Source organism: Caldalkalibacillus thermarum (assembly GCF_014644735.1).
GTDB classification, from domain to species: Bacteria; Bacillota; Bacilli; order Caldalkalibacillales; family Caldalkalibacillaceae; genus Caldalkalibacillus; species Caldalkalibacillus thermarum.
In genome coordinates this window covers 57,416-67,742 of record NZ_BMKZ01000016.1, presented here as the reverse complement: position 1 = coordinate 67,742, position 10,327 = coordinate 57,416, and the positions used below count along the sequence as shown (strand labels likewise).

9 protein-coding genes and 2 pseudogenes are annotated in these 10,327 nt (G+C 50.6%); 1 reads left to right on the top strand and 10 read right to left on the bottom strand.

What is annotated here, in order from left to right:
* Nucleotides 1-287: 287 nt before the first annotated feature.
* Nucleotides 288-1,532 carry a zinc-dependent alcohol dehydrogenase gene (locus tag IEW48_RS08320; protein ID WP_188623401.1) on the top strand — a complete coding sequence of 415 codons (1,245 nt, stop codon included), beginning with the start codon at nt 288-290 and terminating at the stop codon, nt 1,530-1,532.
* On the opposite strand, the gene IEW48_RS08315 is transcribed toward IEW48_RS08320, so the two are convergent.
* The 10 genes and pseudogenes from IEW48_RS08315 to ftsE all read right to left on the bottom strand — a co-directional run bounded on the left by IEW48_RS08315 (nt 1,501) and on the right by ftsE (nt 10,062).
* On the bottom strand, nt 1,501-1,743 hold the full coding sequence (locus tag IEW48_RS08315) for a MurR/RpiR family transcriptional regulator (RefSeq protein WP_188623400.1): 243 nt from the start codon (nt 1,741-1,743) through the stop codon (nt 1,501-1,503). The two genes, IEW48_RS08320 and IEW48_RS08315, sit on opposite strands and share 32 nt — an antisense overlap.
* Nucleotides 1,744-1,854: 111 nt before the next feature.
* The gene (locus tag IEW48_RS08310) at nt 1,855-2,013 is read right to left on the bottom strand and encodes a zinc ribbon domain-containing protein (RefSeq protein ID WP_268236557.1); all 159 of its coding nucleotides are present in this window, start codon (nt 2,011-2,013) and stop codon (nt 1,855-1,857) included.
* Between the two features lie 89 nt (nt 2,014-2,102).
* Nucleotides 2,103-2,561 (bottom strand): annotated as a pseudogene (locus IEW48_RS08305) (imidazolonepropionase); the annotation flags it as partial.
* A 48-nt stretch (nt 2,562-2,609) separates the two neighbouring features.
* Nucleotides 2,610-3,250: pseudogene (locus IEW48_RS08300) on the bottom strand (urocanase-related protein); the annotation flags it as partial.
* Nucleotides 3,251-3,520: 270 nt separating this feature from the next.
* Nucleotides 3,521-4,117, bottom strand: coding sequence for a helix-turn-helix transcriptional regulator (locus tag IEW48_RS08295; RefSeq protein WP_188623398.1), 597 nt, complete (start codon nt 4,115-4,117; stop codon nt 3,521-3,523).
* Nucleotides 4,110-5,402 carry a PDZ domain-containing protein gene (locus IEW48_RS08290; protein WP_229703995.1) on the bottom strand — a complete coding sequence of 431 codons (1,293 nt, stop codon included), beginning with the start codon at nt 5,400-5,402 and terminating at the stop codon, nt 4,110-4,112. Before IEW48_RS08290 ends, IEW48_RS08295 begins: the two co-directional genes overlap by 8 nt.
* A gap of 68 nt (nt 5,403-5,470) precedes the next feature.
* Entirely contained in the window at nt 5,471-6,907 is a 1,437-nt protein-coding gene (locus IEW48_RS08285; RefSeq protein ID WP_229703994.1) for a S41 family peptidase, read from the bottom strand.
* A 113-nt stretch (nt 6,908-7,020) separates the two neighbouring features.
* Nucleotides 7,021-8,418 carry a murein hydrolase activator EnvC family protein gene (locus tag IEW48_RS08280; RefSeq protein WP_188623395.1) on the bottom strand — a complete coding sequence of 466 codons (1,398 nt, stop codon included), beginning with the start codon at nt 8,416-8,418 and terminating at the stop codon, nt 7,021-7,023.
* A gap of 74 nt (nt 8,419-8,492) precedes the next feature.
* A complete protein-coding gene (gene ftsX / locus IEW48_RS08275) occupies nt 8,493-9,386 on the bottom strand; it encodes a permease-like cell division protein FtsX (RefSeq protein WP_188623394.1) in 894 nt (297 codons plus the stop codon).
* Entirely contained in the window at nt 9,376-10,062 is a 687-nt protein-coding gene (ftsE, locus tag IEW48_RS08270) for a cell division ATP-binding protein FtsE (RefSeq protein WP_188623393.1), read from the bottom strand. The genes ftsX and ftsE overlap by 11 nt, the downstream gene beginning before the upstream one ends.
* Between the last annotated feature and the right edge of the window lie 265 nt (nt 10,063-10,327).

Here is a 10,327-nt window from a genome sequence, read left to right as displayed (position 1 = left end):
TTCCTTGGTAAGTGTTAGTTTTAGGCAACTTCATTTTACCAAAGGATTGGGTGTTTTTCGCGTTTTTTGGCCAAATTCCCCAGTGAAATCAAGGGATTCTCGTGTTTTTCAAGGTGCGAAAGTTGAGTTTTTTTATAATCTAGAACATTGGACCTGATGATTAACGTTTCACAAATTAGACGATACTGTCTAACGTAACAGATAGGGCTGGCATCAGTGTGTGGCCCTTGGCTGTTGGGGTACTGCCTACTGCCCGTATATTTTTTCGCAGTGTAATGGAGGTTGCCATGAAAGCCATTGTTTATGATTTTTCCGTTCCTAAATATGTAGCAGCGAAAGGATTGGGGAGATACTTCCCCTCCCTCTATTACGGAAAACCGTCAGCCCTGAAGCTAAAGGAAGTCCAGCCCCCCTCCTTGCCCGGCCCGCGGTGGATCAAAGTGAAGCCCATCCTGGCCGGCATTTGCGGCACTGATATGGGCGCCATTTTTTACAAATCTTCCCCGGCCCTCACACCCTTTACATCGTTTCCGTCCATTCTGGGCCATGAGGTGGTCGGGATTGTCACCGCAACCGGTCCTGCAGTAACCCGTGTCAAACCAGGCGACCGTATCGCCATTGACCCCTTTATCTCCTGTACGGTACGGGAGATTGATGAGCCGTGTCCCGCCTGTCAGGCAGGGTTGCACTGTTTATGCCGCCATAGCGGCAGTTCTGCGGGCCTGGCCCCGGGCATGATCATGGGCTTTTGCCGGGATTTGCCCGGCGCGTGGGCTGAAGCGTTTGTCGCTCATGAATCAATGGCCATCTCCGTGCCGGATGATCTGCCTGACCGGCTGGCCGTCCTGATCGAGCCGCTCAGTGTGGGGTTGCATGCTGTCTTACGCCGTCCACCGCAGGCAGGGGAACGGGTGCTGGTCATTGGGGGCGGCATGATGGCCTTTGCCGTGGTGGCCGCCTTGCGCCTCTTGGACATTCCTTGCCACGTTACCCATTATTGCCGCAGAACGTTTCAAAAAGAAATGTCCCTTAAACTGGGGACAGATAAAGTAGTGCAAAACAAAAAAGAGCTGGAGGAAGACCTGCTCACGATCCCGTCAACCGGCAAATATCAGCCCCTGATCGGTCCTGGTGTCTATACGGGCGGCTATGATGTGGTCTATGATTGTGTCGGTACCCGCCAAACCTTGCACGACGCCATCCATGTGACCCGTGACCGCGGGCAGATCGTCCTGGTTGGCGCAGCGGGAACGGTCCCCGCTCTGGACTGGACTTTTGTCTGGGCCAAAGAACTGTCCATCCACGGTTCACTGGGATATGGAAAAGAAAAGTGGCAAGGTGAAGAGCTGTCCACCCATGAATTGTTGATCCGTTTGCTGCTTCAGCATCCCGGCTATCCGCTGGAGGATCTCGTCACGCATGAATTCCCGCTGGAAGCGTATCAAGAGGCCATCAAATCCAACGCGGACCGGGGCGCTTACCAGTCGGTCAAGACAGTGTTTAGGATTTTTGACCCCAGCGTCCCTGAATAAAATCAATCGCCGCTCTGGTTTGGTCCAAATGGGTAATCGCCTGCTCATACTGCCTGGTGGCCACACACATAAATAAAATGTCAATCACATGCAATTGGGACAAGCGTGAGGAGGTGGCACCGCTGCGAAAGGCCGCTTCTTTGGAGGTGGATGTAAACAGCTTGATATCCGCTTCATCGGCAATGGGGGACAGTCCGTACCTTGGTGACATACTCCCACCACCTGCGCTGACGCTCAGAGGTGGGGGCTTCTCGGGTAATTCCATCTCATGATGGGAAGTTGACCGAGCGATCCCCGTGTGCCCCACGGTTCTATACAGAAGTTAGGCAATGCCTAACTGTTTTAGGCCTTCCTTGTGGATATTAATGGCGGCGTTGGTGTCTCTGTCTGCCACAAAACCACATTCACAACGAAATAGACGTTCGGAAAGCGATAGAGACACCTTCACTCGACCACAATACGAACGTTTGTTTGATTTTATTTTACCACACTCATCATATTGAGGCTACATCAAACCGACATTCATCTCCCACTTTCGCTTCGCTTAGAAGTGGGAGACTTCTGTCGGAGGTAAGTTAAAAATTGGTCCAGACGCTTGTAACTTTCCCTATACAGTTCCTCTTCGCCAGCGGCCTGGGTGGCCCGGGTGGTGCGGTGGATGCCGCCCCCCGCCGCCATAATTTCCATATATGTCGCCCCATTCAACCGCCTTTCAAATTCATCTTCCCGGCTGCCGACAAAGACCAAATGGGTATGGGGGTCCACTAACCCAGGGGTGACCAGCCTGCCGTTCGCCTCGATCACAGTTGCTTCAGACAAACGGGCGCCAAAACGGTTCAGCACCGCTTCATCCGTATCAGCCATGATGATTTTACCGTCCTCAATCCAGACCGAACCGTTCTCCACAATCCCCAAGTCACGCATCTGTTCCTTAATCAGCGGCCGCTCTGAGCTTCCCTTTAAGGTGACCAGCTGTCCGGCCCGGCGAATCAAGAGCGGCTTCGGTTGTGTGATGTGCTGACGGGTCATCTCCCCACCGCCTCCTTCACTAAAATTGACCATCCATAGGTGTATCACCTAGTCCAACATGGGCATCTTAATCCCTTTTTCCTTGGCTGTTTGGACAGCCAGTTCATAGCCGGCATCAGCGTGGCGGACCACACCCAGACCGGGATCAGTTGTCAACACGCGCTCTAAACGCTGTTCAGCTTCCTTGGTTCCGTCTGCCACAATCACCATACCGGCATGCAGAGAATACCCCATGCCCACACCTCCGCCATGGTGGACCGATACCCAGCTGGCACCGCCAACAGCATTAATTAGGGCATTTAAGATGGGCCAATCGGCAATGGCATCACTGCCGTCCTTCATGGCTTCCGTCTCCCTGTTAGGGGAAGCCACGGAGCCTGAATCGAGGTGGTCACGCCCAATCACAATCGGAGCTTTAAGCTCACCCCTTGCGACCATGTCATTGATGATCTTGCCAAAACGGGCCCACCTAAACCGGCTGTCACGGTAATGGTGCCCTTTAAGGTCCCTCCAAAATGTTGCCGGGCGCATTCGGCAAACGTTTCATAGGTGCCTTGCACAATCCCCTGGCTGCCGATATAGATCCAGCTGCCGGCCGTCATTTGCCCGTACATGATCAGCCCTTTCTTCTCAAGCTCATTAAAATGTTTCCAGTTGGCCCAGGCCGGAACAAGATTAGAATTGGCCAACGGGCTCTAAAAACAGAAACTAGATTCACAAAAAACTGGATTTTTATAATATGAGTAGACAAAAAAAGAAAAGTAAGCCCTTCCAAACTTACTTTTCTTCATGTCTGATTGATGTCATAGTATCAATTTCCAGATCCGATCACGATCATCTTTTTATCATGTTTAGCTGACGGTCATTTTATTGCTGTTAATCATTCCGAATGATGAGATAGATGAGTGACATACTCCCACCACACTTTTTCTGTTCAGTTTATATTGACTTCAGCTTTTTTATGATCCAGATTGGGGCTCTTTAGAGGAAAAATGTTGTTGCCGGAAGACCCGCGGGGACAGGCCCACGTGTTGTTTGAAAGCCCTGCTGAAATAATTGGGATCGCCGTACCCGACCCGTTCGCTGACCTCCCGCACAGGCAGGTCGGTTTCAGCCAAGAGCCGCCTGGCTTTTTCCATGCGCAGCCCGGTCAGGAGCTGACGGAAGGTTTGGCCTTTGCGCTGAACGAACAGTGTGCTGAGATAGCCGGGGCTGCGCTCCACTTCCCGGGCTACCGCTTCCAAGGTTAAATCAGGTTCACCATAGCGGCGCTCGATCACTTGCAAGGCGCGCTCGAAGACAGGCTCCGTGGTCAGGCAAATGACCCGCCGGACATACGTTTTCAGCAAATGGGTGACCTGGGCCAGAGCCCCGTCCGGAATCATTTCCAGTTCCAGCATGACCACATCTGGACACTGGGCTTCAATATAATCAATCAGCTGTTCCACAGTGGCCGCCTCATCCACCTGGCTAAATGGCAACTGGTGGGAGGCCACAAACCATTTAATCCCCGTCCGCTCAGTTGAGTCCCGGTCGGCAATTAACAGCTTAGGCATGTTCCTGCTCCTCTCCAACTGTCCGGGTTAGCTGAACATTGCGTTTAAAAGGCATGCCCATGAGACGTAGCAGACTGATGTCCTGACGCTCAATGTAATAGGGGACTTCTTCATCAGGAGCCAAAACAATGCCGAGTTGGTGATGGTCATGTTCATAAACGGACGATTGGGCAAACTTCACTTCCCCATCCGGGTTGATCACTTCCAGCCGGCAAAACGCTTTGTTGCGGCTTAACGCTTCATATAGGGCTTGCCGTTGACGGACAGGCATCCCGTTCACTTTGACAATCACATCACCTGCTCTAAGCCCCATCTTAGCAGCCGGAGAGCGGGGAATGACCGCCAGTATTTTTAACCCACGGTGGGGATGGACGTGAATGGGTGCCCGGCTCTCTTCCTGGTAACGGCTGTACACAATCAGCGCCTCATGGCCGAGAAAAGCGAACAACAGGGCCAGCCAAATGAACCAGTCCAGGTATACAGCAGCCAGGCTTAAACCGAGCAAGATCAGTCCGTACAAGGTTAGCCACCGGGCGGAAAAACGCATCTTCTCCTCTGGCGTGGAGGCTACCGCTTGCTCTGAGTAGCCCAGCACAGCCGGGAGGAGCACTAACCCCAAGGGCAGCTCTGGCTGCTGGGCAAACAGGGGCCAGCTTGCAAACAATGGGGGCAGAGATCCCTGCCCGCTTTCGGTGACCAAAAACAGGGGAACCAGCCACAGGTGTTGGAGCTCATAGGCGCCAACCATGCGTCCCCTTTTGCTGCGCATAAAAACAGGGGTAGCGGGCCTTAAACGGCTGAGATAAATCAAAAGTGCCTCAGCCAGGTGAAGCAATGCCACCATGGCAAACAGGGCGGGAAGTGAAATGCTGCGCAGGATGTCCCCTGCTGCGGCCAGCCACCCGGGACCGGGAGCGGGAAGCCACCCAGCGATTAAACTGAGCAGAGCCAATATACTTCCTGCATAGGCAAAGCAGAGATAACGCACCCTGAAGGCCATGAGCAACAAAGCCATCAGCCACAGGCAAACAAAAGTGTGATAGGTAAGCACCACACCGAGGAGCACCAGAGGGATGGAGACCAGTAAACCTCCGAGCACACCGAGGCCCAAGGCATAAAACAGCTCTCCTCCAAAGGCGTGTAGTTTGGTGCCAAATAATTTGCGCTCAATGGCAATCTGCCGCCTTAAGTGCAAGGCCATTAACAAAACAAGGATATACGTAAAGGGATTGAGCACAAGTGCCGGAAGTGCCTGAATGATAGCCGCTCCCCATTCTATGGCCATCTCCATCCCGCCCTCCTCTCCTGCTGTTTGTTATGTGATGTGATGCTGTCTGTTAATTTGTTCTTTGTTTAACCTCCAAGCTCTTCCAGCAGCACTTCAACCGCTTTTTGCAACTGCCGGTCGTAACGGGGGTCCTGGATCATGTCCAACAATTGTTCATTGATCACTTGAGCTGTCTTTTCATCGACAATGCCTGTGACAGGCAAATCATGATCAGCCTGAAAGCTTCTTACAGCCTGTTCGGTTTCTAGATTAAAGTAGCCGTCTTTGCGTCCTGGATGATAACCAAGCCCCTCCAGAATGATCTGCAAATTACGCACTTGTTCATTGTTCATATCCCGTTTCAATTCCGGGTCTGTTGACACGTAGACGGCTCTGAAATAATCCGGCTGGGAGACTTCCACGTCAGGCTGCACGCCCTCTTCATTAATCCAGTTTTCGTTAGGGGTTAACCATTTAGCAATGGTCAGTTTAATCTGGCTCTCATCTTCCAGTTCGATGGTATTCTGAACGGTTCCCTTTCCAAAAGTAGGTTCGCCAACCACTTTGTAATTTCCTGCTTCCTTGAGAGCAGCAGCTAAAATTTCTGAGGCACTGGCACTGCCCTTATCTACCAATATGGTAATGGGATAGGGTTTGGGTTCATCCAAAGTGGAGCGGTAGACGATTTTTTCTCCGGAACGGTCCATAATCTCGGTAATGATGCTCTCGTAAGGCACGATTAATTGCCCAATTTGGCGAACGGCATCCAAATACCCCCCAGGGTTTCCACGTACATCAATGATGAGCCCGTCAATGTTTTCCTGTTCAAGGCGGTTCAGCTCTTCTTTGAAACGCTCAGCTGTGTTTTTGCTAAAGGAGGTAATCTGAATCTTACCAAATGTCTTGCCCTGGGACGTAATTTTCTGGGTATATACCGTTTCAATGGGGATCTCATCACGGATCACGGTGACAACAAACGGCTCAGCCACACCTGGCCTGACAATCTCCAATGCTGCCTCTGTGCCTTTGGGGCCCCGGATTTTAAGCACAGCCTGGTACAGATCCATGCCCTCGATATTTTCACCATTGACACTGATAATTTGGTCCAGGGGCCTGAGCCCTGCTTTATCTGCCGGTGAGTCTTTAATCGGGGCAATGATGGTCACCCGGCCATCTTTAATAGTGACCTCTGCGCCAATCCCTTCAAAGGATGAGCTTAAGTTGTCGTGCAATTGCCGTGCCGCTTCTTCGTCCATGTACACCGAATAAGGGTCGCCCAGCTTGCTCAGCATCCCTTCAATGGCACCCTCGATCAATTCATCTTCATCCACTTCCAGAACATAATGATCCTTAATTAGATGAAACGCTTCTTCAATTTTATCCAGGTTATCTGGAGAATGGTTAACCTGTTCAGCCGGAGCCCCCCGCCCCGTATTGCCTCCGGCCAGCAGCATGGTAACCATGCTGCTGGCAACCATCGCGATGATGACCATGATAAGTACCGTACGACCTCTGAATTGCATTGTTCCCACCACCTCTGGCCAGATTGAGTAAGAGGCTTCTCCACAGGACACACCGTCCATGTGTGAAGCCTCTGTTTAAGTGTATGAGCAGCCTGTACACACTATGCTTATTTTTACCGCAGATATGGGGTGGGGTTGACACGCTGACCATTTTTGCGCACTTCAAAGTGCAAATGTGGCCCGGTAGAACTTCCGGTATTACCCACTTTAGCAATCACCTGACCCCGTGAGACCCGTTGTCCCTCGGAGACCAGAACGCCGCCTTCTAAAATGTGGGCATACAAGGTGTCAATGCCACCCGGATGGGTAATGACGATGTAGTTGCCAAATCCTCCGCCGCAACTGCTGTTGCCTTCCCGGCAGCCGCTGACCACAGTGGACACGATGCCGTCTTCAGCGGCAACAATGTTAGTGCCCCGCGGTGCAGCCATATCCACTCCATAGTGCATTCTTCCCCAACGCATGCCATATCCGGAATTAATGGGGTAGCCAGGGACGGGCCAAGCCAACTGTCCGCCACTGGATGGAGCTGATGCGCTGCTGGAGGCTCCACTGGATGGAGCTGATGCGCTGCTGGAGGCTCCACTGGATGAGCCAGACCCGCCAGCAGATCCGCTGCTGGAAGAAGAGGCCCCTATAGACGCAGCCGCTGCCTGCTGTCTTTCACGTTCCCTTCTCTTTCTCTCCTCTTCCATCTTCCTTAGTTCAGCAGCGTGCTTCTGGCGGACCAACTGGCTTTTACGGTTGGCCAATTCCAGCAGTTCTTGCTGCTTTTTCTCGTCATAAGCTTTAATTTGTTCCTGTTTTTCTTGAAGGGAGGCGATTTTGACCTCTTGTTTCTTTTTCTCCGCTCTCAAGCGGCTGCGCAATCCTTCCAGCTCGGCCAGTTGCTCGTCCAACTGAACCAGGAGCTGATCCAGTTCTTGTTTCTTTTGTTCAATCCGCTCTTGCTCCTTAATAAACTCCTCTAAAATCTGCTGGTCCGTTTCCATGATAATGCTCAGCAAGTCCAGGCGCTGAAGGAAATCACCAATGTCTTTGGAGCCCATGAGCACATCGAGATAAGAAACACTGCCGCCAGATTCGTAGATGGAACGCAGACGCGTAATCAGTAATTCCCGGCGTTCCTCCACGCGGGCTTCAGCTTCTTTCAGCTCCAAAGCTGTCTGGTGGGCTTTTTCTTTTGTTTGTTCCACTTCTTTTTCTTTCTGCCTGATCTGTTCTTCCGTCCGGCTGATGCGCTGCTCAATTTCTTTCAATGCCTGTTCTTCTCTGGCCTGTCGCGATTCCAAATCTTTCAACTGCTGGTTTAGCTCTTTCCTCTGTTTTTCTACATCTTGCTCACTTTGCTCAACCTTTTTAATCTCCTCTTTCAATCTCTTAATTTCTGCATCTGTTGACGCATAGGCAACAGGGGTGATCAAGTTTGTTTCCCCAGCCATCGTGGTGAACGCAAGAGAGACACTGACAAGCATCGCTACTGCGGCCAAAATCCTTCCTTTGAAGCGCACCCGTTCTTCCTCCTCTCCTTCATCCCTTTAGGCAAATTGTGATTAGAAAGTTTGATCTGAACAAGTCAGGAAGGTTATACCTTTAAAAAACGGCGCACGGAGATCAGGCTGCCCCAAATGCCGATAAAAGCACCTATTCCCAGCAGGATCAAGGCAATTTGGTACATGAGAGGCACAAGGGGTAACAGATCAAAGAAGGGGAGCTTCACAGTCCGGTAGGCATTTTCAAGCAGCTGATAATAGCCGAAGGTCAAAATCCCGATCGGAATCAGCGCACCGACTATACCCAGGATTAATCCTTCAATGAAGAATGGCCAGCGGACAAAAGAGTTGGTTGCACCTACCAATTTCATAATTTCGATCTCCCGTTTGCGCGCAGTAATCGTCATTTTTATGGTGTTGGCAATTAACAACATAGCGGTAAATGCCAGCCCAATAATGAACACCAGACCCACATTGCGGATGGTTTGGGTGACGCTGAACAGCATTCTGGTGGTTTCCCCGCCATCATTCACTTTGTAGACGCCACCTATCTCTCTGATATCAGCGGCGACCTGATGAATGTCTTGAGGATCAGCAGTGCGGACGATAAAGGTGTGAGGGAGCACATTTTCACCCTTGAATTCTTCGAAATGGCGCCCTTCCTCTCCCAAATTCTCTATCAACTCATCCAGGGCCTCTTCACCGGAAATAAACGTGACACTCTCTACTTCGGGAATGGCGGTAATCGCCTGTTCTACCTTGCGGATGTCCTCATCCGTCGCTTCCAATTCCAAAAGGACCCTTACCTCTGCTTCGCTCTCGATATTACCGGCTAAATGGTTAATGTTAAAAGCGAGTAACAAGATACAACCCAAGACGAGCAATGTAATGGAAACAGATGTGATAGAGGCTACGGTCATCCAACCATTACGGACAACGTTTTTAACACCTTCGCGAATGTGCCGTCCGAAAGTTCTAAGCTTCATAACCGTAATCCCCTCTTAGCTCATCCCGAACGATTCTTCCGCCTTCAATGGCAATGACGCGTTTTTTCATGGCGTTCACGATTTCCTTGTCATGCGTGGCCATGATGACGGTTGTTCCATTCATATTAATTCTTTCAAAAAGTTGCATAATCTCCCAGGAAGTATCGGGATCAAGGTTGCCTGTAGGCTCGTCCGCAACTAATATATTAGGTTGGTTCACCAGCGCACGGGCAATGGCCACCCGCTGTTGTTCCCCCCCGGAAAGCTCGTGGGGATAAGAGCGGGCTTTATGCTTCAAATTCACCAAATCCAAAACTTCCATGACCCGCTTTTTGATCTCACGGGAGGAACGCTCCGTCACTTCCAGCGCAAAAGCCACATTTTCAAAGGATGTCAGCCGGGGCAGCAGTTTATAATCTTGAAAAACCACCCCAACTGACCGGCGTAAATAGGGGGTATGCCGGTTTTTAATCCGGGTAATGTTTTGGCCGTTGATATAGATATTGCCGGATGTGGGCTTTTCCTCCCTGTACATCAGTTTAATAAACGTAGATTTGCCGGCCCCGCTGGGACCAACGAGATACACAAACTGGCTTTTTTCAATTTTAACCGACACGTTATGTAACGCCTTCACACCATTGGGATACACTTTGGTTACATCTTGCAATTCAATCATAGAGTGTCACTCCATTAAGCACATATTATATTCGACATCTATTTTAAAAATCCTCTTTTTTTTTCAAGGATTAATTCTCAAATCCCCTACATATTATAACCTAAAATGACAGCCCATGGTTTTGATAAATCATGCCAATCTTTTGTGGGTGCCTAAAAATATAGTAGAATAGAGACGAATCTATGAAACCATTCGAGCTATCACCCGCATTTGTGGGAGTCAACGGTCACATGGGTGCAGGCAAGTCAATAAACCGTTTCTAATG

Coding starts and splice junctions, on each gene's coding strand:
- IEW48_RS08320 (WP_188623401.1), top strand. CDS start 288: ATGAAAGCCATTGTTTATGATTTTTCCGTTCCTAAATATGTAGCAGCG.
- IEW48_RS08315 (WP_188623400.1), bottom strand. CDS start 1,743: ATGTCACCAAGGTACGGACTGTCCCCCATTGCCGATGAAGCGGATATC.
- IEW48_RS08295 (WP_188623398.1), bottom strand. CDS start 4,117: ATGCCTAAGCTGTTAATTGCCGACCGGGACTCAACTGAGCGGACGGGG.
- IEW48_RS08290 (WP_229703995.1), bottom strand. CDS start 5,402: ATGGCCATAGAATGGGGAGCGGCTATCATTCAGGCACTTCCGGCACTT.
- IEW48_RS08285 (WP_229703994.1), bottom strand. CDS start 6,907: ATGCAATTCAGAGGTCGTACGGTACTTATCATGGTCATCATCGCGATG.
- ftsX (WP_188623394.1), bottom strand. CDS start 9,386: ATGAAGCTTAGAACTTTCGGACGGCACATTCGCGAAGGTGTTAAAAAC.
- ftsE (WP_188623393.1), bottom strand. CDS start 10,062: ATGATTGAATTGCAAGATGTAACCAAAGTGTATCCCAATGGTGTGAAG.